Here is a 23,665-nt window from a genome sequence, read left to right on the forward strand (position 1 = left end):
GGTGATCCAGCGCTCGGAGCAGGCGCGGGGATTCCCGATATGCAAAATGGATGCCCCGGCAGCGTCGAGGCGAGTGACGCGCATTGAAGCGTGCCGCGACGCCTGACCGGGTTGGCTCGGGCCGGCGGCGCCGGTCCCCCTGGCGCCCCGAGGTCACATCGCGACGCCTCAGCGATCGAGTTCGAGATAGTGACGGAAGATCCCTTCCTGGTTGAACGCAATACGCCGATCCGATCCCAGATAGCGGGCAATCGGCGGATGCCCGGCAACCCGATCACGAATCTCCACCAGCCCCGGATACTTCTTTTCCGCCCGCGCCATCGCCTTCGGAAACGCGTAGCGCAATCCCTCGATCAACTGAAAGATCGACAGATCGACATAACTGAGCTGCCCACCCACCATGAAGCCGCCTTTATGCGGATTCTGTTCGCGCACGCGCTCGAAATAACCGAGAAACTTCGGCAGGCGATGGCGGATGAAGTCTTCCGAGCGCATCGCGGCCTCGGCCTTCTGGTCCTCGTAGTAGAGGTTGGAAGCGATCGGGTGATGCGTGTCGTGGATCTCGGTGACGAAGTCGGCCACCGTCAGTTGCAATTGATGTGCCCACAGGCGGCCGGCTTCGTCCTTTGGCGCGAGGTGCAGCTTGGGGCCGAGGAATAGCAGGATGTTCGCGGTCTGGCCGATGATCTGCTCGCCGGCCTTCAGGAAAGGCGGCGCGAACGGCGGCGTGGGCAGCTCGGCGTCGAGCAGTTCCATCATCGCCGACATGCCGTCGCCCTGGCGGCCGTGCTGGCGGGCCACGTCGGTGTAGTCGGCCTCGGCGGCCTCGAGGGCCAGGCGGACGTATTCGCCCCGGCCCTGGATGCTGGGCCAGTAATAGAGTTCGTAATGCATCGTGTGCGTCTCCGTCGAGTGAGAACCTCGACAGTGTAGGGCGGGATGCGGATCGCCGTCGCGTTCGTGTCGCTGCATTTGCGCAGGACAACGTGACGATCCCGCCTCAGCGCCCCTTGATCGGCAGCTCGATCTCGAACACGGCCCCGCCTTGCGCGGAGGTGCGGTACTGCACCCAGCCGCCGTGCGCCATCGCGATGGCGCGCACCACCGACAGCCCCAGCCCCGAGCCGCCGAGCTGCCGCGAGCGCGAGGCGTCGGCGCGCGTGAAGGGCGCGAAGGCCTGCTTGGCGAATTCCGCGGCAAGGCCCGGCCCCGCATCCTCCACCGACAGCACCACCAGCTCGCCGGCCCGCGCCACGGCCACCCGCAGCGGCCCCGGCGTGGCGTAGCGACGGGCATTGTCGAGCAGGGCGATCAGGGCCTGGCGCACGCGCGCGCCATCGCAGCGCGCCACCGCCGAGGCCAGCCGCAGCTCCAGCACGAAGCCGGCTTCCTCCAGCGCGGGCCGGATCGATTCCACCGCGCGGCGCGCCTCCTCGCCAAGGTCCGTGCTCGCGCTTCGGAGCTCGAAATGTCCGCTGTCCTGCAGGGTCACGATGCGCAGGTCGTCGACCAGCCGCGAGAGCCCTTCGACATGCGAGAGCAGCCCGCGGATCAGTGCGTCGTCGGGCTTGAATACACCGTCGGCGAGGCCCTGCAGGCGCCCCTGCAGGATCGTCAGCGGGGTGCGCAGCTCGTGCGCGATCGCGGCGTTCCATTGCGCCATGTCGGCCGCCATGGTCTGCAGCTTGCCGGCCATCGAGTTGAAGTCGTCCACCAGGTGGGCGGTCTCGCCGAGCGTGCGATCGCCGGGGATGGCGCGCGCGGCCAGGTCGCCGGCCGCGATGGCGCGCGCGCTCTCGGCCAGCGAATTGAGCGGCGCCAGGATGCGCCGCGCCAGGCGCAGCGCGATCACGATCGCGGCCACCAGCGCCACCAGCAGCGTGCCGGCGAAGATCAGGTAGTCGGGCGTGCGCGGCACCCAGGAATCCTCGGGCTGCTGCAGTTGCGGCAGGTAGGTGAACAGCAGGCCGTAGATCAGGTACGAGCCGACGAAGGCGATCAGGGTGGTGATCACCGACACCAGCCCCATCGACCAGACGATCTGGCGGCCGAGGCGCCGGCGCGGGTTCATGCGCCGTTCTCGAGCCGGTAGCCCACGCCGCGCACCACCGCCAGCAGCCCGCAGGCGCCGGCCTGTTCGAGTTTCTTGCGCAGGTTGCTGACGTGGCTGTCGACGGTGCGCTCCAGCGCGTCGCCGCCGGGCAGGCAGGCATCGACCAGCTCGCCGCGGCTGAACACGCGTTGCGGCGACTTCGCCATGTGCGCGAGCAGGCGGAACTCGGTCAGCGTCAGCGCCAGCGTGACGTCGCCCGCGTTCGCGGCGGCCCCGGCTTCCGCTGCGCCCGCGCCGAGCACGCGCGCCACGTAGCTCTCGGTGTCGATCTCGATGCGCCCGGCGCGGATCACCTGCGAGCGGCCCTGCGTGCCGGCGCGGCGCAGCACGGCCTGGGTGCGCGCCACCACCTCCACCGGGTTGAAGGGCTTGACGATGTAGTCGTCGGCGCCAAAGCGCAGGCCTTGCAGGCGGTCGATGTCCTGGTCCATCGCGGTCAGCATGATCACCGGCGTGGCGCCGCGCCGACGCAGCTCGGTCAGCACCGCCCAGCCGTCCAGGCCCGGCATCTTCACGTCGAGCAGCACCAGGTCGGGCTTGAGCACCGGTTGGACATCGAGCGCGGTCTGGCCGTCGGCCACCCGGTAGGTGCGAAAGCCCTCGCGCGTCAGGTAGGCATCGAGGATCTCGGCGATTTCGGGTTCGTCTTCGGCGATCAGGATCAGCGCGTTCATGGTGGTCGTGCGGGGGCGGGAAGCCATGGGAGGATGGCCGGCACATGATAGCGCGGCCCGTCGCGGCCTCGCGCGGGCGCGAGGCGCGGGTCCATCGAACCTCCATCGCTTCTCCACAAACGCTGAATCGTGGGGCCCGATGATCGGCAGCCTGGCGGCATCGCCTCCTTGCGCCCGACGCGGCGCAGCCGGCGGCCAGCGTGGCCAGCCCGCCTCACCCACCGTGTCCCGATCATCATGAATCGCCTGCGTTTCCTTTTTCTCGCCGCGCCCGCGCTGGCCCTGCTGCTGGGCGCCGCCGCCTGCCGCGACCGGCATCCCGCCGCCGGCGCCGCCGCCGCGCCGGCCACCCCGGTCAGCGTGATCGCGCTGCACCGCCAGAGCGTGCCGCTCAGCACCGAGCTGGCGGGCCGCGTGGTGGCCTCGCTCGAATCCGAGGTGCGCCCGCAGATCTCGGGCGTGGTGCGCGAGCGCCTGTTCGTCGAGGGCAGCGACGTGCAGGCCGGCCAGCCGCTCTACCGGATCGATCCGGCGCCCTACCAGGCCGCCTACGACAGCGCGAAGGCCGCGCTGCAGCGCGCCGAGGCGGCCGTGCCGACGGCCCTGGCCCGCGCCGATCGCAACGCGATCCTGTCGCGCGCCCAGGCGATGAGCAAGCAGGAGTACGAAACCTCGGTGGAAACGCTGGCGCAGGCGCGCGCGAGCGTGGCGTTGGAGCGCGCAGCGCTGGAGACGGCGCGCATCAACCTCGCCTACACGACGATCCGCGCGCCGATCTCGGGCCGCATCGACAAGTCCTCGCTGACGCCGGGCGCGCTCGTCACCGAGAGCCAGGGCACCGCGCTGACCACCATCCGCCTGATCGACCCGATCAACGTGGACCTGACCGAATCCAGCGCGAACCTGCTGAACCTGCGCCAGGCGATCGACGCGGGCCGCGTGAGCCCCTCGGGCGGCAAGGTTCGGGTGCGCCTGCGGCTGGAGAACGGCGCGAGCTACCCGCTGGAAGGCACGCTGCAGTTCTCGGAATCGAGCGTCAACGCGGCCACCGGCACGGTCACGCTGCGCGCGGTGTTCCCGAACCCGCAGCGGCTGCTGCTGCCCGGCATGTACGCGCGCGCGGTGCTGGAGACCGGCGCGGTGCGCGACGCCTTCCTGGTGCCGCAGCGCGCGATCGGCCGCAATCCGCGCGGCGAGGCCACCGCGCTGTTCGTGCGCGACGGCAAGGTGGTCGAGCAGGTGCTGGAAGGCGCGCGCGAGCACGGCAACGACCTGATCGTCGAGCGCGGCGTGCATGACGGCGACCAGGTGATCGTCGAGGGCAGCCTGGCGGTGCGCGACGGCGACGCGGTGAAGGCCAGCCTGGTGGCGATCGACCCGGCCACGGGGCGCGTCACGGCGGTGGCGCAGGCCGAGACGGCGGGCATCAAGCCGGCGGTGGCCACGGTGCCGGCCGCCGCCGAGCCGGCCAGGCCCTTGCCGAGTCCGAGCGCGAGCCCCGGCGCGAACCCGGGCGAGCAGCCCGTGCCGCGGGCCGGCACGACAGCCCCGCCCGTCGCGCATGCGCCGTCGGCGGCACCGGCCGCCACGGCCACGGCCGCCGACGAGAAGCTTTATCACCCGGTGCCCACGCGCCAGATGATGACCCTGCTGCCGTTGCCGTTACCCTACGCGATGGCGCGCGGTACCTCGGCCATCGCCGTCAGCTGAGGCCGCGTTGATGTCGGAATTCTTCATCCGCCGCCCGATCTTCGCCTGGGTGCTGGCGATCACGGTGATGCTGGGCGGGCTGCTCGCGCTGCGCACGCTGCCGGTGGCGCAGTACCCCGAGATCGCGCCCACCACCATCTCGATCTTCGCCACCTATCCGGGCGCCGATGCGCGCACGGTCGAGAACTCGGTCACGCGCGTGATCGAGCAGGGCATGACCGGGGTGGACAACCTGCAATACATGTCGGCCTCGTCGGAATCGACCGGCGAGGTCGAGATCCGCCTGACCTTCACCAACCGCGCCGACCCGGATGTCGCGCAGATGCAGGTGCAGAACAAGCTGCAGCTGGTCACCTCGCAGTTGCCGACCATCGTGCAGACCTCGGGCCTGACCGTCACCAAGTCCTCGGCGAGCTTCCTGATGGTGGTGGGCTTCGCCTCGACCGACGGCAAGCTCGATTCGGCCGACCTCGACGACTTCGTGGTCAGCGCGATGAACGACACCATCAAGCGCGTGCCGGGCGTGGGCAACACGCAGTTGTTCGGCGCCGCCTACGCGATGCGGATCTGGCTCGACCCCGCGAAGCTGCATCGCTACGCGCTGATGCCGGGCGACATCGAGGACGCGCTGCGCGCGCAGAACGCGCAGGTGGCGGTCGGCCAGCTCGGCGCGCAGCCGGCCGTGCCGGGCCAGCAGCTCAATGCCACCGTCACCGCGCAGAGCCGCCTGCAGACGCCGGCGCAGTTCGGCAACGTGATCGTCAAGAGCGGCGCGGATGGCGCGATCGTGCGGCTGCGCGACGTGGCGCGCATCGAGCTGGGCGCGGAAACCTACACCTACGAATCGCGCTACAACGGCATGCCGGCCTCGGGCCTGGGCGTCAATCTCGCGCCCGGCGCCAACGCGATCGACACCGCGCGCGCCGTGAAGGCCGCCATCGCCTCGCTCTCGGGCACCATGCCCAAGGGCGTGCAGGTGTTCTATCCCTACGACACCACGCCCTTCGTCACGCTGTCGATCGAGGAGGTCGTCAAGACCCTGATCGAGGCCGTGGTGCTGGTGTTCATCGTGATGTTCGTGTTCCTGCAGAGCGTGCGCGCCACGCTGATCCCGGCGCTGGCGATCCCGGTGGTGCTGCTCGGCACGCTCGGCGTGCTGGCGCTGGCCGGCTACTCGATCAACACGCTCACCATGTTCGCGATGGTGCTGGCGATCGGCCTGCTGGTGGACGACGCGATCGTGGTGGTGGAGAACGTCGAGCGCGTGATGCACGAGGAAGGGCTCTCGCCGCGCGAGGCCACCCGCAAGTCGATGCGCGAGATCACCGGCGCGCTGGTGGGCATCGCCACCGTGCTGTCGGCGGTGTTCGTGCCGATGGCCCTCTTCTCGGGCTCGACCGGCATCATCTACCGGCAGTTCTCGGTGACCATCGTCACCGCGATGCTGCTGTCGGTGCTGGTGGCGATGGTGCTCACGCCGGCGCTCTGCGCGACCCTGCTCAGGCGCGGCGAGGACCATGCCGCCAAGCGCGGCCTGGCCGGCTGGTTCAACCGCAGTTTCGACCGCGGCGCGCTGGCCTACCGGCACGGCGTGCAGGGCGTGCTCGCGCGCGGCCGGCGCTTCCTGCTGCTGTTCGTGCTGCTGGTGGCCGTGACCGGCTGGATGTTCGTGCGCCTGCCCGGCTCGTTCCTGCCGGTCGAGGACCAGGGCACCCTGATCACCGCCGTGCAGCTGCCGGCCGGCGCGATGCGCGATCGCACCGAGCAGGTGCTCTCGCGGGTCACCGATTACTACCTGAAGGACGAGAAGCATGCCGTGGAAGGGGTGATGACGGTGGCCGGCTACGGCTTCGGCGGCTCGGGGCAGAACGTCGGCATTGCCTTCATCCGCATGAAGGACTTCAAGGATCGGCGTAAGGCGGATTGGTCCGCGCAGGCCGTGGCGCAGCGCGCGCAGGCCGCGTTCTCGGCGATCCGCGACGCGCAGGTCTATGCGCTGCTGCCGCCCGCGATCGACGGCATGGGCACCTCGAACGGCTTCGACTTCTTCCTGCAGGACGTGAACGGCGCCGGCCACGAGCGGCTCAACACGATCCGCGACCGGCTGCTGGCCGCCGCCGGCAAGAGCCCGCTGCTGGCCAACACGCGGCCCAACGGGCAGGAGGACACGCCGCAGTTCGCCGTCGAGGTGGACCAGTCGAAGGCCAGCACGCTGGGCCTGAACCTGGCCGACGTGAACACCACGCTGTCGGTGGCCTGGGGCAGCGACTACGTCAACGACTTCATCGACCGCGGCCGCGTCAAGCGCGTCTACGTGCAGTCCGACGCGGGCTTCCGCATGCACCCGGGCGATCTCGATCACTGGTACGTGCGCGGCTCGGGCGGCGAGATGGTGCCGTTCTCCTCGTTCGCGGCGGGTCGCTGGAGCTTCGGCGCGACGCGCCTGGAGCGCTACAACGGCATGTCGGCGCTGGAGATCCAGGGCGAGGCCGCGCCGGGCGTGAGCTCCGGCGACGCGATGCGCGAGATCGACCGGCTGGTGGCCTCGCTGCCGGCGGGCTTCCGCCACGAGTGGACCGGCTTGTCCTTCGAGGAGCGGCTGTCGGGCAACCAGGCCACGGCGCTGTACGCGATCTCGGTGCTGGTGGTGTTCCTGTGCCTGGCCGCCTTGTACGAGAGCTGGTCGATCCCGTTCGCGGTGATGCTGTCGGTGCCGGTGGGCATCGCCGGCGCGCTGGCGGGGGCCTTCCTGTTCGGGCAGACCAACGACGTCTATTTCAAGGTCGGCCTGTTGACCACCATCGGCCTGGCGGCCAAGAACGCGATCCTGATCGTCGAGTTCGCGCTGGAACGCGAGGCGCGCGGCGCGAGCCTGCTGGAAGCCACGCTCGACGCCGCGCGGCAGCGCCTGCGGCCGATCCTGATGACCTCGTTCGCCTTCATCCTCGGCGTGCTGCCGCTGGCGCTCGCGAGGGGCGCGGGCTCGGGCGCGCAGAACGCGATCGGGGTGGGCGTGCTGGGCGGGATGATCGCGGCCACGGTGCTGGGGATCTTCTTCGTGCCGCTGCTGTTCGTGAGCGTGCGGAGGGTGTTCAGGGGGCAGGCGCGGGAGGAATGAGCGGCGCGCGCAGCAATCAGAAGCGCCAATCCTGCTGGTGCATGAACTCCTCGAGATCGATGCAGGGAATGCGGAAGTAGGCACAGACGTTGGGAATCTTGGCGGCGTGCTGCTTCGGCATCAATGGGCCGCCGGGCCGTGCCCATCCCTCTTCGGTCACGAGGGTTCCATCACGAACTTTCGCGCATGCGATGAGAAACGGATCGGCGACCGGCATGCCTTTCAGGCTCTGCTGCTGCCCGATCAACGCTTGAAAATGGCGCACCCTAAAAATCTCCGCGACGAAGCGGAGTTCGTCGGCACTGGGCGTCGTGAAGATCGCGGCGTGATCCTTGACCCATTTCAGCACGTCGTCGCTGACGGCTTGACGTTCGAGTTCGCGCTGCACCTCGCGCGTCGAAATCAGCCGGCGCTGCGATACGAGTTCTTCCAGTCCATCCCAGATGCTCCTGAACACGCGCGGGTAGAAGTGTTGCAGCGATCGGATGGAACTCGTGTCGAACACATAGATCATGTCTCCGCCCCTTGAAGAACACGTTCTTCAAGGCCGGCGAAGCGCTTCGGTTTGATATCGAGGAAATTCGCGGCTTGTTCCAGCGTCAATTGCTGACGGTAATGGCGGCCGACCACTTCGCGGGCAAAACGATCGCTCAGGTAGACGCCCTGGTTCAGGTAGTAGTTGCCGCCGGCGCCTTTCCTTTGCTGCGACGCCCATCGCGCGGCCTGCTCGCGGTAGAACGTCGGCGTGACGCGGCCCTGGTCGAGCAGGCGGCGCAGCACGGCTTCCCGGCTCACGCCATAGCGGCTGGCAAGCTCGGAGAACGCCTGCTCCGGCGCCGATTCCGCATTGCGCGGCAGACGCGCCGCGTGTTGCCCGAAGTCCGCGGCGGGGATCAGCACCTCGGCGGCGACGGCGTTGCAGAATCGCTCGATGTTCTGTTCGGCCTGCGGCAGGTGCTCGATGTAGTCCGGATCGAACTTGCTGAGCCCGTTCATGCCGAGCAGGATGTGAGCCAGTTCGTGCAGCATGCTGAAGGTCTGCCGCGTCTTGGTCGTGCCGTTGTTCAGGTAGATCAGCGGGAAGGTTTCGTCGACCAGGCAGAAGCCCGAGATATCCGCTTGCTTGAACGAGGACTTGAACACGAATACGCCGAGCTCCTCGATGGCCTTGCGCCAATGCTTCAAGGCCAGCTCGTCGTTTTTCCATGTGGATTGCGCGTGCAGGCTGATGCCGAGGGCGTCGCGCATGCGCCGGGCCTGCTCAGTGACCGGCACCGGCAGCGACAGCGCCAGTTGTTTCCAGATACGGATGTCGGCGGGATTGCGGCCGGCGAATACCTCGGCGAGCGAGAGCTGGAACGCGTGCGCGCGACGAATCTGGAGGTAGGTGTCGCGCGAGAGGGCGCGCATGTCGCGATCCGGAAGCGTGCGGAATTCGCGTTGCGGTACGTGTTCCTCGGGCGGCGCCGGCAGGAAGAATACGGCTAGCGGGCGCTTGTAGACCTGATACGCGAGTTTTTCCAGCTGGGCATAGCTTGGCGCGTCGCTGCCGGCTTCCCAGGCCGCGAGGTCGGCCGCCGTGAGCTTGCCGATATGGGCGGCGTCCTCGATCGACAGGCCGACGGTCTGCCTGGCCCATCGAAGCAGTTCCGGTTGCACGCCCGCCACGGGCTCGCGTTTCGTCATGTTTCCTCCAGCGCCCGGGGAGCCGCATTGCCCGCTTCGGCGCGAAGCAGCCATCTTACTCGCGGCGCCGAGCGATCGGAACCTGATGCGCCCGCGTCGCTTTGACCGTGCGATCGAGTCGATTGCCAGGCGGAACGGCGCCATTTTCCACCTGCATGCGCGTTTTGTTTCGCACCACGCAACAACCCCCGCCAAAGCCAGCACCCACTTACCTCACTCGTCCGATCACTCAGGGTATCCGCCGATGCCCGGAGCCTCCACGGCGCTCCCCGGATTCGTGTACGCTGCGACCACCCGCAGCCTCCGCCCGCCGAGGAGCCTCGCATGAACGGAATCGAGACCATCGCCCGCTACGAAGCGGCATTGCGCGACGCGATGCTGGCCAACGACGTCGTGACGCTGTCCGAGCTGATCGACGACGACCTGGTGTTCACGGCGCCCGACGGGCAGGTGCTGTCGAAGGACGACGACCTGGACGCGCATCGCGCGCGGCTGCTGCGCCTGCATCGGCTCGACATCATCGAGACCCGCTCGCGGCGCGTCGGCGAGATGGTGGTGACGGTCACCAAGGCCGATCTGGCGGGACATTTCGGCTCCACGCCGATCGACGGGCAGTTCGCCTATACGCGGCTCTGGCGTGCCTCGGGGGCGCGCTGGCGGGTGATCGCGGGGCACGCCTCGCGGATCGGCTGAAGCGCGTGCCGGTGCCGCCGCCGAGGCGGCAGCCCGAGGATGTCGGCCATTGCCGAATGTGGATCGGGATCAGGCCGCAAGCGCGTTGCGGATTGCCGCGGAAAGCTCGGCCGGCGAAAACTTGGCGATATAGCCGTTCGCACCGGTATTTCGAGCATGGGTCTCGTTCGCTTCCCCGGTCAGGGAGGAATGGATCAGCACCGGAATATGTCTCAGACGGTCATCGGCCTTGATTTTCCGCGTCAAGGTAAAGCCGTCCATCTCGGGCATCTCGAGATCGGTGACCACCAGGGAAACCTTGTCGCGTACCGGCACGCCTTCCTGCTCGGCCTGCTCCGTCAGCTTGAGCAGCATCTGCCAGGCCATTTCCCCGTTCGACGCCATCATGTGAGGCGCCTGCAGGGCGGTCAGCGCCTGGTCGAGCAAGGCCCGCGCGAAGCCCGAATCGTCCACCGCGAGAATGCTCCCGCTCGATGCGCGCACGGCCGCACCCACGTCCGCCGGCTTGACGTCCTCGTGCTGCTCGGGGAACACGTCGCGCATCACCTGCTCGACATCGAGGATCTGCGCGAGCCGGCTTTGTCCGTCCGCGCCGCCGAGTCGCGCGATGCCGGTCACGTAGCCGGAAGTGCCGCTCGATTCCGCGCTCAGCACCTGGTTCCATTCGAGGCGCACGATGTCCTCGACCTCCTCGACGGCAAATGCCTGCGTGCCGCGCGAGAATTCCGTGACCAGCAGGATGGCTGGCGCATTCTCGGTCCGGGTGCCGATCAGGGAGGCCAGATCGATGACGGGGATGATCTGACCACGAATGTCGACCGCGCCGAGGATGTGAGCGGCCGAGCCCGCGATCGGCGTGACCTCGGGCATGGTCGCGATCTCGCGGATCTTGAACACGTTGATGCCGTACAGGGCGCGTGGCGCATTGGGGCGCACGCTCCCCAGGCGAAACAGCAGGAGTTCGAGCCGATTGTTGCTCGTCAGCGTCGTGCGTTCGTCAATGTTGCCGTCGATGGTCTTCATGAGATCTCCTGGTTTCGCGGATCGAGTCCGATCTGGGGGGAGCGGGGTCAGCGCCTGGCATGCCGCGCTGGCGAAGGGCTGCCTGGGCGTTCACGTCATGGTCCTCGCGGCGGGAACGATCAGCCCAGGGCCGGCACGCAATCGCCCGGCGAGAAGGACTGTTCCAGTTTCGTCGCCGCGATCAGCGCGTTGCCGAGCAGCCCTTCCTGCAGTACGAGGGCGCGCTTGATTTCCGGTTCGAACGAAATCGGGCGCCACAGCTCGGCGGCGGAAACACCCTGGCTGATATGGAGCAGGGACAGCAGTCCCACCAACCGGCCCTTGTTGCACGTTTGGGCCGTGGCGCCCCGGGAAGCCAGCCAGTCGCTTATCCGGTCGGCGCGTTGCCGAGCCAGGTCGGTAAGCGGGTCGGCCGTCGCGTCGGCCCCGCCTTGATACAGTTGCAGCGCGCACCACGTGAGCAGCATCTGGGTGCCGGCCAGCGAGACGGCATGCGCGATCGACGAGATTCTTAACCTCGACGGGTTGCCGACGATGCAACTGTTCGCCAGATGCAGCAATTGCACGCATAACCCAGGGCTTCGCTCGATCTTCTCCGCCAGTTGAGGCAGGCTTGCCTCGTCGAGCAGAGCCTGTATCAACTGGGTGACGACCTCGAGGTCCGGCAGGACCTTCTTCTTCGATATGACTTGAGGTCGGCTGAAATAGAACCCTTGCATCAGCGCGCAGCCGGATGCCAGGGCGCATGCCCGCTCGGCGACCGTTTCGATTTTCTCCGCGAGCGCCATCTTGCCGTGCTCGACGACGGTATCGATCAGCCGGTCGCGCTGCTCGGGATCGGTATAGGGCCAATCCACTTTCACGATGTCGATCAAGGGAAGGATGTTCAGCAGGTCGGGCGACACCGTGCGCACGTCGTCGAGCGCCAAGCGGAAGCCGAGCGATTTCAGCTGCTCGCAACGGCGTATGAGCTGTCGGTCCAGCTCGCATGTCTCGAGAATCTCGAGCACGAAGCGGCGCACGGGTAAGGTGTGGATCACCGGCGACATCAGAAAGGCCGCCGAGCAATTCAGGAAAAAGGTACGGACCGGCGAGACATTGTTGAGACCGACGTGGCCCATCGCGGCCTCGATCACGGTCATCGTTGCGCGGGAGTGGTCGGTGACGGATGTCACGGAGCCCGCCGCGTCACGAAACAGCAACTCGTGGCCGTATATCTTTCCAGCGCGATCGACGATCGCCTGCTTGGCGAAGATCGCCAGGCCGTGCTCGCGATCGGCAGTGCCGGCTTGCATCTCAACCATCCTCCACGCGAATTGAAAACCATCGAGCCGGCCGGCATCGCCGAAGTGGCGAGCGCCCGCGCTTTCATCCCATCGCTCTTTTGTCGGCCCGATATCCTTGCGGGCGGGCGAGCGGCAACATTCTCCAATGGCGTTCGGCATCGCCGATGCCGCCTTCAATCCTCAGACCGATTGATTTCGGCACGGCGCGTTCCTCATATGGCAATGCAGGGCACGACAATGAAAATGTAATAACGACACCGGCTCGATTTGCTTGAGTGGTTCGGGTGTTTATCCCGATGCCGCATCGGGGAAAATCGCGTCGCGGCGCCCGTGACTGGCGGGTGTCGATGGCGAGCCGTCGGGCCCGGCCTTGCCCGTGGCGGGACGGCAAGCGGCTTCACGGCCCGGACAGTTCGACGAATAGTGCTTGCAGCACCTGGATTTCGTGCTCCGCATTACCCAGCAGTTTCGACAGGGCGACGGCATTTTCGTCGCAATGGTGGACGAGATCCGCCATGGCCGAGCCCACGATCCGGCATGACGATTCGCGAGAGGTGTCCGCGTCCGGCAACTCGCGCAGGCTGGCGATGGCCTGTTCCAGGATGCATCGCATCTCGACGGCCAGGCGGCGCGCCATGCTCAGGTGGGCAGGGGCCGTCAGCGCGAACGTCGCCTCCAGCAAGTGCGCCACCTCCGTCATGTGCGGTCGCCGTTTGCCGAGGGCGCGAGCCGACTCGCACACCGCCCGGCGCAGGGCGATGATTTCACCGTACTGCTTGTCGATGGCGACAAGCGCCCCGCAAAGCGAATCCAGGGCCGTGCCCAGGCGGGCGATCTGACCGGATTTCCAGGCCGGGCCGCTGCCGTGCTGCGTGGGGATAGCGCTCATCTTGGTGTTTTCGTGCATGGCGGGTGGCGGAGGTTCGCTCGCAGATGGCACCGCCTCGGGACTGGACGAGGCATGCCGCGACAACGGTTCTCGTCTGGACAATGGAATCGTCCATCGCCAGGCGCCCGATTTTCATTCGGGCAGGTTTTGCCTGTTGGCGGAAGCATCGCGAATGTAGCGTCCGTGCTCGAGCCCCAACGATTGCAAGCGGTGCAGTTGTTCCTGGCTCCACTTGGAGCCGTCGGAAGGCGGCGACGATGCGAAGCTCCGCCGCGCTTCGACACCATAGAAGCCGATCGCCACCCCCGTAGCGTACGAGCGCAGTGCTTGCGCATCGTCCGAGCCGGGGGCATCGTCCCAGTCCGCACGACCGATCATCCCCGCCGCCTGCGCGATGCAGCGATGCGCCCAAGCGAGCGGATCGAACGATCGGCAATGACGCGGATGTTGCCGCGCCAACTGCCGCAGTCGATTTTCCGTGTTCGAAAAGACGACCGACCGGATCCCCATCACCAACCCGCGCCAATATTTCTCGATGCTGCTCATGTCCGTCCCATGTTCGTTGCGCGGCTGCCCCAAGCGACTCCGATTCGCCCGCGCTCAGGCGGCGCTCGGGCGATGATCCGTGCCCGGCCCGCGATGGGTTTCGCCGGCCACCTGCCTGGCAAGCCGGCAAGTCCACCCGGCTAGACGCGAAACGATGCGACCGCACCATGCAACTCGCGTCCCTGGCGTTCCAGGGAACTCGATGCAGCCGCGGCCTGTTCGACGAGCGCCGCGTTCTGCTGTGTCACCTGGTCCATCTGGACGATGGCCTGGTTGACTTGCTCGATGCCGCGGCTTTGCTCGTCCGACGCGGCCGCGATCTCGCTGGTGATGTCGGTGACGCGCGCCACCGCGTGCACGACCTCGGCGATGGTGTCGCCGGCGTCGTTTGCCTGCTGTGCGCCGTCACGGATCTTCTGTACCGACGCGCCGATCAAGTCCTTGATCTCCCTTGCCGCGCTCGATGAACGCTGGGCGAGACCGCGGACCTCGCCCGCCACCACTGCGAAGCCTCGTCCCTGCTCGCCGGCGCGGGCCGCCTCCACTGCCGCGTTCAGTGCCAGGATGTTGGTCTGGAACGCGATGTCTTCGATGATGCCCGTGATGTCGGCGACCTTCGTGGAGCTCTGGCTGATGTCGTTCATCGTTTCAACCACACGGCCGACCACCTCGGTTCCCTTGCGGGCGACATCGGACGCGTTGGCCGCCATGGCGCTGGCTTGCCTGGCGCTCTGCGCGTTCTGCTTCACCGTGGCGGTGAGTTCTTCCATGCTCGAGGCGGTTTGCTGCAGGGAGGACGCCTGCTGTTCCGTCCTCGAGGACAGATCCTGGTTTCCGGAGGCGATCTCGCTCGTCCCGGTGGCGATGAATCCCGCCGAGACCTTGACTTGCCCGATCAAGCTCACGAGGTTCGACTGCATGGCGCTCATCGCGGCGAATACGCTTCCGGCCGGGGCTTGCGCGGCGCCGGCAACCGGGCTCAGGTCGCCGCCCGCGATCCGCCGGGACACCTCCCTCAAGGCGGCGGGTTCGGCGCCGAGGGCGCGCAGGAGGCCGCGCGTGATCAGCAGCCCCGACACCGTCGCCGTCGCGACAGCGAGCAGGCAGATGACGACCAGCAAGGCACGCTGCCGCGCGAATCGATCCTCCGACTCCCGCACCATGTCGTCGGCACGCGCGCGATTGGCGCGTGCATAGTCGTTCGACGCCTTGATCAGGGCCGCAAGCAGCGGCCTGCACTGGCTGACGATCTCGGCGCCGGCGGCGTCGTTGCGATGGTCGATGGCCAGCCTGGTGATTTCCAGGGCGACCGGGCGATAGCGTGTTTCGACTCGTCCTATTTCGGCCGCCAGGCTCCGCTCCTCGTCGGAAGCATCCTGGGCGGCGGCCACCATGGCATTGAAACGGGCGAGAGTCGTCTCGACGCGGCGCTCGGCATCGAACACGGCATTCCGTTCGAGTTCGATATCGGCCGGGGACGAGACCAGCACCAGGTTGCGTACCGCCATGGCCCGGTCGTCGACCGCCGCCCGTATCGCCTGTGCCATCGCCGCGCGCTCCTGGACGCCCGAGACAAAGCTCGAGAAACGGGTGTTCGCGTTGTTCAGTGCATGGATCGAAATGGCCGATGCAATCAGCACGATCGCCGTGAGCGCACCGAAGGTCGTGGAAAACCTGGTGCGCATGCTCAGGCTGTCAAAACTCATATCTAGCTCCGTCGTTGAATCGCGATCCGGGCCCTTCGGCCTGGCTCTTGCCGAGGGGTTTCGGATGGGTTGCCCGGGTTCGGCACGACACGTCTCTCGGAATGCGGAAATATGTCGTATTCCTAATCAGGCGAATGGTGGCGATGAATTGTTTTCCCTGTCTCGGTCGATACTTCTTCGGGATGCCTCGGCGGCTGGCGGCCTAAGGCAATCGAGGCGCCGCTTCGATTCGCTTGCCGAGCCAGTCCTCGTGGGGCGCGCGCTCGCGCAGTGCCCCACGCGGCTGGGCGGGCTGAGGTCCGCTGTCGATGGAGGGCGCGCGCGGGTCCGCTTCCGCGTCGCCGAGATCCCCGTCGATCAGCTTGTGAGTCAGCGCATAACGCGTCAGGTCGGTGTTGGATTTCATTGCCATCTTCTCGAGCAATCTCGATCGATGGCTGCTGACGGTCTTCACGGAAAGGCATAGCTCGCGGGCGACATCGGTGACGCGTCGGCCCTGCGCGAGTCGCAACATGACCTGCAGTTCCCGATTGGACAGGCTCGCGTGTTTCCGGGGTTGTCCCGAGACGAGGTGCTCCGACAGCAGGGCGGCGATGTCGTTGCCCAGGTAGCGTTGCCCTCGGCATGTCGCCTCGATGGCCGAGCGCAGTTCGCCGATGTCGGCCGTGTGTCGGAGAAAGCTTGTCGCCCCCGCACGCAAGCCACGGACCACGTCGTCCGCATCGACGCTCGCGGCCAGGACCAGCAACGGCACTCGCGGGGCGTATTGCCTGATTTCGCCGATGCGCTCGGGCCCAGCCCCGAATTTGCCGTTCGCGATCTGGACGATCAATCGCGTGGCGGCCACGTCGAAGTCCCGGAACCTGAAGCCCGGCGCCACTTCACCGACGGTGGGGCCCTGCATGCCGCCGGTCAGCAGCGCACGGATGCCGAAGCGGACGATCGGATCACCGTCGACGACGATGAACTCGAATGAACTCATGAATTCCTGTCCACAAGATCGCGGTGGTGAACGAAGCAGGTTGGCAATTGGCACCTTCCGTTCAGACTATTTTCCACATTCATTCGCATCACTAATTCATGCATCGGGACCAGTCGCCGCAGGGGCGAGGTCATGAGCGAGCACCCAACGCACCCAACGCACCAAACGACCAAACGCAGTACGATAGCGAGCCGCCGTCGCTGCCGAGCCGAGCGCTCGCCTGCACCGCGCGAGGCCGGCAGGGCGGATCCCGCCTATCTCGGCGCGCCTGCGTTCGGCGGGTACCGGTGCTGTTTCGTCGGTGCGGGCTCGTGTGCAGCCGTTGCGGTGACGATACCCCAATACCGAATTGGGAAGTATCAAATTTGCCACTTTCTGAGCGGCAAACGTTTTCCTTTGGCCCGATTTTGACCGCGTGTTGCTAAATTTCGACGCAAGCGGCTACTATCCTTTCAAATTTCCCAATTTTGAGGTCGTGCATGAGCATGTCAGAGGAGGATCGTGTCCTGACGTCGAGGGATGTGGCCGATCGGCTCGGGGTGTCCATCAAGACCGCGCAGAGCTGGATCGAAGCCAACGTACCGCAGTCGTGGAAAACTCCCGGAGGTCATCGCCGTGCCCACGAACGTGACGTGCTTGCCGCGCAGGCGCGCGAGGCCGTGCCGCTGGACCTCGCGCTCGCCCCGGTCCCCGTCGCCTTCCTGACCACCGAGCCGACCTGGCATGGCTTTCGCGAACGATTGGCCGGGCTGGGCGCCAGGCTCGAGCATGTGGCCGATGCCCTCACCGCCCTGTCCACCTTCGGCCGCATCCAGCCGGCCGTGGTGGTGATCGAGATATCGGCGACGGACTGGGATCGCGCCCTGGTGGTCAATCACATCCTGTCGGACCCGCACCTGGCCCACGTCGCCGTGATCGCCTTGTGCGAGGAGCGCGGCCGCGGCCATCTGGCGGCGCCGGCCTCGGCACGTCTGACCGTGCTGGCGCGCGAGGACGAGATGGCCGCCGTCCAGGCCATCCGCGCCGCGTTGGCGCCTTTCCTCGACGGTGGGCCCGGCGACGCCGAGGCGGAGCCCGCCTTGCCCTACCCGGTGGCGCGCAACGAGGCCAGGCGCCTGCTCGCCTTGCAACGCTCAGGCTTGGTGGACAGTCCCTACGAAGCCATATTCGACGATACGGCGAGATTGGCGGCTCGCGTGTTTTCGGCGCCCATTGCGCTGGTCAGTCTCGTGACCAAGGATCGTCAATGGTTCAAGTCGCACCACGGGCTGGATGTGCGGGAGACGCCGCGGGTCTGGGCGTTTTGCAACTACACCATTCTCGGCGAGCCCTTCGTGGTGGAGGACTCCTTGCAGGATTCGCGCTTCAAGGACAACCCGCTGGTCACGGGGGCGCCGCAGATCAGGTTTTACGCAGGCGCGCCCTTGCGCGACAACGACGGCTACGCACTGGGATCGCTATGCGTCATCGACCGCGTTCCCCGCCAGGCCGGCGACACCGAGATGGGCTCGCTTCGGCTGCTGGCGGACCTGATCTCGGCTCGTGTCAATCTGGCGACCCAGACCCGCCGGGCTCACTGGCGCGCTGCCGACGCTTGAGGCCAACGGGCGCGGCGCCCGTTCACCCGATGAGCTTCAAGCCCGCCGGCAGCGCCTCGCCGAACACGCGCCCGGTATCGGCGCTATCCAGCGTCACCACGTCCCGCACCATCGCCACCCAGCTCGGCGAGGCATGCGCGGCCTCCAGCCGGCGCAGCACCGTCTCGCGCACGGCATCGGGCAGGTCGCGCGAGCGGTCGCCCGTCATGCGCGCGATCTGCGCGGCCGCGAACATGGCCGGCTCCACCTTCTTCCAGTCGAGCGCGAGGATCGCCGCCAGCCAGCGCGTGGCGACCTCGGCCGGCACCACCTCGTGCGCGCTGCCGTGGAACGGCAGCCGCGCGCCGAGCCGGCCGATCGCCCACCAGTCCTGGCGGTTGCCCGGCGCGCGCTCCAGCTTCGCCAGCAGCGCCTCGGCGATGGCGATCTTGCGCTCGGCGGGAATCTGCTCGAGCGAGGCATACAGGCGCGTCATGTCGGCCTGGCCGAGCTTCGAGGGATCGAAGGGCAGGCCGTGGTGCTTCTGCGAGGCGGCCTGCTCCAGCCAGCTCAGCGCCTCGAGCACCTGCTGCTGCGCCTCGGCCGGCAGGCCGCCCGCCGCGCGGCGCCACAGCGTCCACCATTCCGACCAGACCTGCGCGTCGTTGAGGTGCTGGATGCCGTCGTCGAACAGCGTCCAGAGCTGCTCGACGCGCCAGCCGTCGAGCGGATGACCGAAGCCGGGGCGGATGCACCAGCCGGCCAGGTTGAGCCAGAGCCGTTCGTGGTCGGCCGAGCGGCGGCGCTTGCCGGCGCGTTCCCACAGCGCGCCGAACAGCTCGCGCAGCAGGGCCAGGTCCCAGTCCTGGCGAGGCCCGAGCATCTGCTCCAGTTGCGCGCGCAGACGCTTCACGGCCTTCGGGTCGACGCGCGCTGACGGCGCGCCGAACACCGCCTCGATCGACTCGATCGCCTCGTCCAGGCGCGGATGACGCGTTTCGTCGAGCGCCTCGCCGCCGTCCTCGCGCGCGTCCTGCCTGAGCTTGAATTCGAGCTGCCAGCGCTGCGCCTCGTCGTCGGTGGCCACGCAGTGCATCTCCAGCGTGCCGAGCTCGGTCAGCGCCGTCGTCAGGCGCACCTTGCGCTCGCGCTGGCGTTCGCCGCCCTGCCGGCGCACCACGGTCGCCACCGGCGGCAGCCAGACGAAATCGGCGCCCGATAGCTCGGCGATCTCGCCGGGCCGCCAGGGCGTTTCGGCCACCGTCGAGACCAGGTGGAACTGCACGGGATGGCCGAGCCGCAGCGCGAAGGTGCGATTGTCGAGCCGCACGTCCTGCGCCTCGGGCGTGCCGCGCGGCAGCACGCAGACGCCGCGCGGCGCGGGGGCGGCAACAGTGGCAGCGGCCGCCGAGTTGCCTGCCTCGTCGGCTTGGGCCGTCTGGCCGCCCTTGCCGGCGCCGCGCGTATCGCCGTTCTCGTCGAGCACCAGGAAGTAGCTGCGCGGCGCGCCACCGCCGATCCTCGGCCCGCGGCCCGCGCGCGCCAGCCCATAGGCCACCGCGCCGCGCGCCACGGCGATATCGGGCTGGTCGTTGCTGAGCAGCTTGAGCGGCGCGCCGCGCCAGGCGCCGAGCGTGTCGGCGAGCCGCTTGGCCAGCGCCTGGGCACGGAACACGCCGCCGTTGAGCAGCAGCGTGTCGGGCATCGCGAGCGGCGCGGCCGACGCATTGCTTGCGGGCGCCGCGGTTTCGTCCGAGGACGCGGCGAAGCGTGCCAGGAAGGCCGCCACGTGGCGCGTGACGGCCGGATCGGCCGCGTAGGGCAGGCCGAACTCGACGATCGCCGCGCGCGAGCGGCGCGGCAGCTCGTCGGCGCGGCCGGCCGGGAAGAAGCCGTCCACCACGATCCGCTCGACCTCCTCGCGGCCGAGCTGGATGCTGCGCGCCCCGCCGATCAGCTTCGAGCCGGCGCCGAGCAGGGTGATCGGCACCGAATCGGGCGCGGCCTCGCCGAGCAGTTGCTCCTTGGCGACGCGGCAGCGCTCGACCAGTTGCGACAGGCTCGCCGCCGACAGGCGCGCGCTGCCGCCTTCCTTGCCCGCGAGCCGGCTCTCGGCCAGGTGCGCGAGCGCGAGATCCATGTTGTCGCCGCCGAGCATCAGGTGATTGCCGACGCCGATCCGGGTCAGGCGCGGAGCGTGGACTTCGCCTGCCTCGTCGGTCTCGACGCGGATCAGGGTGAGATCGGTGGTGCCGCCGCCGACGTCGCAGACCAGCGCCAGCCGCGAGCCGGCCAGCTCGGCGTCGAGCCCGTCGCGATGCTGGTAGAGCCAGTCGTAGAAGGCCGCCTGCGGCTCCTCCAGCAGGCGCGGCGTGGGCAGCCCGGCGGCGCGCGCGGCCTCCAGCGTGAGCGCGCGCGCGCCATCGTCGAACGAGGCGGGCACGGTCAGCACCAGGTCCTGGCGTTCCAGCGGCGCTTCGGGGAAACGATGGTTCCAGGCGGCGCGCACATGCGCGAGATAGGAGGCGCTGGCGGCCACCGGCGAGACCTTCTCCACCTCGTCGGGCGCGCCCCAGGGGAGGATCGGCGCGAGCCGGTCGACCGAGGCGTTCGACAGCCAGCTCTTGGCACTGCTGACCAGGCGCCCCGGCACCTGCGCGCCGAGCTGGCGAGCCAGGCGGCCGATTACAGGGGACGGCGCGGGGGACGGCGCGGCAGGCGGCGCGCTGCCGCCGGCGGCCTGCCCGGCGGCGCGAGCCGTTGCGCGATTCGCCGATTCCCCGGCGGGCCAGGGCAGCGCCAGCGCCTCGGCGGCCAGCTCGCCCGGCGCCGGGTGATAGCGCGAGGACGGCAGCAGCGGCGCCGCGCCGATCTCGCCGGGCCCCACCAACTGCTCGATCTCGAACACGCGGATCGCCGCCGCGTTCGCGCCACCCGCCTCGACATAGGCCACCACCGTGTTGCTGGTGCCGAGGTCGATCCCGACGTGGTATCGCGCCATCAGGCGTCCACGCCGCCGCGCACGTCGAATTCCACCTTCCAGCGCGCCTCGCTGCCGCGCGGCAGGGCCTCGAGTTCGAGCGTGCCGGCCTCGGTCACGCGCGCATGCAGGCGCACGGCCACCACCTCGCCCGGCGTGCGGCCGTCGGCGGGCAGGGTGGCCTGGATCGCCTCCAGCTCCTGCAGTTCCTCCGGCGACCAGTAGTCGAGCATGTCGCCCACCTGGTCCTGGCGCCGCACCGAGGAGCCGAAGAAGCGGAACTGCACCGGCTCGCCCACCACCAGCCCGAATTCCTGCTCGGGCAGGGCCGCGTCGCTGCCTTCCTCCATGCCGAAGGGCGCCACGCAGAGGGCGGAGATCGGCGGCTCCATGCCGGGGATCGCCGGCATCGCCGATTCGATCGCCACGTAGTAGGCGCGCGCCGTGCCGCCGCGGATCCGCACGCCGCGGCCGCGCTTGACGTAGCCGTAGTAGGCCGCGCCGCGCGCCACCGCGAGGTCGAGATCGGCGCCGCCGAGCAGGCGCGCGGGCGCCGCGCCGTCGGCGGCCAGCCAGCCGTTCAGGATCGCGAGGATGCGCTCGGTCAGCAGCTCGGACTTGAACACGCCGCCGTTGAACAGCACGGCGCTCGGGTGCAGGAAGCTCGCGCCGGGGTGGTGCGCGGCGGCCGGCAGCCCGTCGAGTTCGGCCAGCGCGCCCACCTGCTTGCCGAGGAAGGCGGCCAGGTGGCGCGTGATGCCGGCGTCCTGCGCATAGGGCAGGCCCAGCTGCGTGAGGCCGGCGCGCGTGCGCACGGCCGGGCGCGCGCTCGCCTCGACCTGCGGGAAGAAGCCTTCGAGCAGGATCTGCGTGAGTTCGGCGCGCGTCAGCTCGGTGCGGATCGAGCCGCCGATCAGCTTGGCGCCGCGGCTGGGCACCACCAGCGGCACGGTCTCGACGCTGCGATCGGACAGCAGCGCCTCCTTGGCGCCGCGGCAGGCGTAGGTCAGCGCGCGCAACTGCCACGGATCGGCCTGGGTCCCCTGCGCGGCCAGCTTGCGGGCCACCACGTGGGCCAAGGCCAGGTCCATGTTGTCGCCGCCGAGCAGGATGTGCTCGCCCACCGCCACGCGATGCAGCTCGAGATTGCCCTCGCGCTCCACCACCGCGATCAGCGAGAGATCGGTGGTGCCGCCGCCGACGTCCACCACCAGGATGATGTCGCCGACCTTGACGTCCTTGCGCCAGCCGCCGCCGCTCTTCTGGATCCAGCTGTAGAGCGCGGCCTGCGGCTCTTCCAGCAGGGTCATGCGGGTGTAGCCGGCGGCCTGCGCGGCCTCGGCCGTCAGCTCGCGCGCGGCCGGGTCGAACGAGGCGGGGATCGTCACCGTCACGTCCTGCGCGGCGAAGGGCGCATCGGGATGCGCGTGGTCCCAGGCCTCGCGCAGGTGGTTCAGGTAGCGCACCGAGGCTTCCAGCGGCGAGACGCGCGCCACCTCGGGCGGCGCGTCGTTGGGCAGGATCGCCGCGCGGCGGTCCACGCCGGGGTGGCAGAGCCAGCTCTTCGCGCTCGACACCAGCCGGATCGGCGTGCCGGCGCCGCGGCTGCGCGCCATCTCGCCGACCGCGTAGTCGCGGCTCGCGGTCCAGGGCAGGCTCAGGTCGCCCGCGGCCAGCTCGCCTTCGTGCGGCAGGTAGAGGAAGGAGGGCAGCAGCTCGGGCGAGGCCACCGCGCCCGGCGAGCTGAGCTGCGCGATCGGCAGCACCTGCTGCGCGGCCGCGTCGCCGTCGCTGGCGGCCAGGTCCACGTAGGACAGCGCGCAGTGGGTGGTGCCGAGGTCGATGCCGATCGAATAACGTGCCTCGCTCACAGCTCCACCTCCGCCGGCGCGATCACCGTGAGGTCGTGCGTGGCCACCAGCTTCGGCAGCTTCACCTCGTCGGCGCGCCAGCCGCGATGGCTCAGCGTGCCGGTGAAGGGCGCGGCGCCCACCACGTTGCCGGTCACGCGGTTGGCGGTGGCGTCGAAGCCGGCGGGCAGCGTCACGCGCGCGCCCTCGGCCTCGCCGCGCACCGGGCGGATCGTGAAGTGCTCGCGCAGCGTGGCGCGGCAGCCTTCGTGGACCAGCCGCGCGGCCGCGCCGATCTCGGCGTCGGCATAGGCGGCGATGTCTTCCTCGACGAAATCGACGAAGCGCGCGTTCTTCTGCAGCAGGCCGAGCAATTGCAGTGCCGCGTCGGGGCTCGCGGCGGCGATCACGGGCGCCGGTGCCGGCTGCGCCGCGACGGGGGCCGGGGCCTGCGGCTTGGCCGGGGCCGGTTGCGGCGCGGCAGGGGCCACGGGCGCTGCCGCGGGCGTGACGCCATTGCGCAGGTCGCGCACTTCGGCGGCCAGCTTGCCGTTGCCGAGGATGGCGAAGAACGAGCCGATAGCCACCGACAGGCGGCCCAGCAAGGACAGATTCGATTCAGGCATGTCAAACAACTCCGGTGGGCTCGCGGCGAGGCGCGAGCTGCCCTGCCGGCACGGCGGCGCGCGCTCGGGGCGCGCCGGCTCAGGGGCGCGGCAGGAAAGGAAGGAGCCCGGCACGGGCTCGAAAAACCCGTATTTTGCCCTGTTGTGGTCCGGCCCCGCTCAAAAATGCTCGGCGCGTCGCCGTCGCGCCGTCACGGTGGAACCGG

18 protein-coding genes are annotated in these 23,665 nt (G+C 68.8%); 4 read left to right on the plus strand and 14 right to left on the minus strand.

What is annotated here, in order from left to right; all coding sequences use genetic code 11:
- Positions 1-168: 168 nt before the first annotated feature.
- The 3 genes from BM43_RS15965 to BM43_RS15975 all read right to left on the minus strand — a co-directional run bounded on the left by BM43_RS15965 (position 169) and on the right by BM43_RS15975 (position 2,787).
- A complete protein-coding gene (locus tag BM43_RS15965; RefSeq protein WP_036054724.1) occupies positions 169-894 on the minus strand; it encodes a glutathione S-transferase in 726 nt (241 codons plus the stop codon).
- Positions 895-1,000: 106 nt separating this feature from the next.
- On the minus strand, positions 1,001-2,071 hold the full coding sequence (locus BM43_RS15970; RefSeq protein ID WP_013689172.1) for an ATP-binding protein: 1,071 nt from the start codon (positions 2,069-2,071) through the stop codon (positions 1,001-1,003).
- Positions 2,068-2,787: a response regulator gene (locus BM43_RS15975; RefSeq protein WP_017921641.1), complete on the minus strand. Its 720-nt coding sequence runs from the start codon at positions 2,785-2,787 to the stop codon at positions 2,068-2,070. The genes BM43_RS15970 and BM43_RS15975 overlap by 4 nt, the downstream gene beginning before the upstream one ends.
- A 237-nt stretch (positions 2,788-3,024) precedes the next feature.
- On the opposite strand from BM43_RS15975, the gene BM43_RS15980 reads away from it, so the two are divergent.
- Positions 3,025-4,497: an efflux RND transporter periplasmic adaptor subunit gene (locus BM43_RS15980; protein ID WP_042284733.1), complete on the plus strand. Its 1,473-nt coding sequence runs from the start codon at positions 3,025-3,027 to the stop codon at positions 4,495-4,497.
- Between the two features lie 10 nt (positions 4,498-4,507).
- Positions 4,508-7,615, plus strand: coding sequence for an efflux RND transporter permease subunit (locus BM43_RS15985; protein WP_036054722.1), 3,108 nt, complete (start codon positions 4,508-4,510; stop codon positions 7,613-7,615).
- A gap of 16 nt (positions 7,616-7,631) precedes the next feature.
- Here BM43_RS15985 and BM43_RS15990 read toward each other — a convergent pair whose 3' ends face one another.
- Positions 7,632-8,129, minus strand: coding sequence for a PIN domain-containing protein (locus BM43_RS15990; protein ID WP_036054720.1), 498 nt, complete (start codon positions 8,127-8,129; stop codon positions 7,632-7,634).
- A complete protein-coding gene (locus tag BM43_RS15995; protein ID WP_036054718.1) occupies positions 8,126-9,301 on the minus strand; it encodes an XRE family transcriptional regulator in 1,176 nt (391 codons plus the stop codon). The genes BM43_RS15990 and BM43_RS15995 overlap by 4 nt, the downstream gene beginning before the upstream one ends.
- A 324-nt stretch (positions 9,302-9,625) precedes the next feature.
- On the opposite strand from BM43_RS15995, the gene BM43_RS16000 reads away from it, so the two are divergent.
- Positions 9,626-9,994 carry a nuclear transport factor 2 family protein gene (locus BM43_RS16000; RefSeq protein WP_036033088.1) on the plus strand — a complete coding sequence of 123 codons (369 nt, stop codon included), beginning with the start codon at positions 9,626-9,628 and terminating at the stop codon, positions 9,992-9,994.
- Between the two features lie 69 nt (positions 9,995-10,063).
- On the opposite strand, the gene BM43_RS16005 is transcribed toward BM43_RS16000, so the two are convergent.
- From BM43_RS16005 to BM43_RS16030, 6 genes are all read right to left on the minus strand, one after another.
- The gene (locus BM43_RS16005) at positions 10,064-11,017 is read right to left on the minus strand and encodes a chemotaxis protein (RefSeq protein WP_013689179.1); all 954 of its coding nucleotides are present in this window, start codon (positions 11,015-11,017) and stop codon (positions 10,064-10,066) included.
- Between the two features lie 119 nt (positions 11,018-11,136).
- Positions 11,137-12,462, minus strand: a complete 1,326-nt coding sequence (locus BM43_RS16010; RefSeq protein ID WP_230676368.1) for an EAL and HDOD domain-containing protein — start codon at positions 12,460-12,462, stop codon at positions 11,137-11,139.
- A gap of 238 nt (positions 12,463-12,700) precedes the next feature.
- Entirely contained in the window at positions 12,701-13,192 is a 492-nt protein-coding gene (locus BM43_RS16015) for a hypothetical protein (RefSeq protein ID WP_226285085.1), read from the minus strand.
- A gap of 132 nt (positions 13,193-13,324) precedes the next feature.
- Positions 13,325-13,738, minus strand: a complete 414-nt coding sequence (locus tag BM43_RS16020) for a hypothetical protein (RefSeq protein WP_036054715.1) — start codon at positions 13,736-13,738, stop codon at positions 13,325-13,327.
- 140 nt (positions 13,739-13,878) lie between these two features.
- A complete protein-coding gene (locus BM43_RS16025) occupies positions 13,879-15,444 on the minus strand; it encodes a methyl-accepting chemotaxis protein (RefSeq protein ID WP_036054714.1) in 1,566 nt (521 codons plus the stop codon).
- 202 nt (positions 15,445-15,646) lie between these two features.
- Complete coding sequence (locus BM43_RS16030) at positions 15,647-16,426, minus strand: LuxR C-terminal-related transcriptional regulator (protein ID WP_036054711.1); 780 nt, start codon at positions 16,424-16,426, stop codon at positions 15,647-15,649.
- A 479-nt stretch (positions 16,427-16,905) separates the two neighbouring features.
- On the opposite strand from BM43_RS16030, the gene BM43_RS16035 reads away from it, so the two are divergent.
- Positions 16,906-18,024, plus strand: coding sequence for a GAF domain-containing protein (locus BM43_RS16035; protein WP_036054709.1), 1,119 nt, complete (start codon positions 16,906-16,908; stop codon positions 18,022-18,024).
- Between the two features lie 22 nt (positions 18,025-18,046).
- Here the strand turns inward: BM43_RS16035 and BM43_RS16040 are convergent, their stop codons facing one another.
- Genes BM43_RS16040 through BM43_RS16050 form a run of 3 tightly spaced genes read right to left on the minus strand, consistent with a single transcriptional unit; the run spans position 18,047 to position 23,459 of the window.
- Positions 18,047-21,004, minus strand: a complete 2,958-nt coding sequence (locus BM43_RS16040; protein ID WP_036054707.1) for an Hsp70 family protein — start codon at positions 21,002-21,004, stop codon at positions 18,047-18,049.
- Positions 21,004-22,854, minus strand: coding sequence for an Hsp70 family protein (locus BM43_RS16045; RefSeq protein WP_036054705.1), 1,851 nt, complete (start codon positions 22,852-22,854; stop codon positions 21,004-21,006). The genes BM43_RS16040 and BM43_RS16045 overlap by 1 nt, the downstream gene beginning before the upstream one ends.
- Positions 22,851-23,459 carry a DUF2760 domain-containing protein gene (locus BM43_RS16050; protein ID WP_042284737.1) on the minus strand — a complete coding sequence of 203 codons (609 nt, stop codon included), beginning with the start codon at positions 23,457-23,459 and terminating at the stop codon, positions 22,851-22,853. Before BM43_RS16050 ends, BM43_RS16045 begins: the two co-directional genes overlap by 4 nt.
- Positions 23,460-23,665: the final 206 nt, after the last annotated feature.

The sequence above is a fragment of the Burkholderia gladioli genome (assembly GCF_000959725.1).
GTDB lineage: Bacteria > Pseudomonadota > Gammaproteobacteria > Burkholderiales > Burkholderiaceae > Burkholderia > Burkholderia gladioli.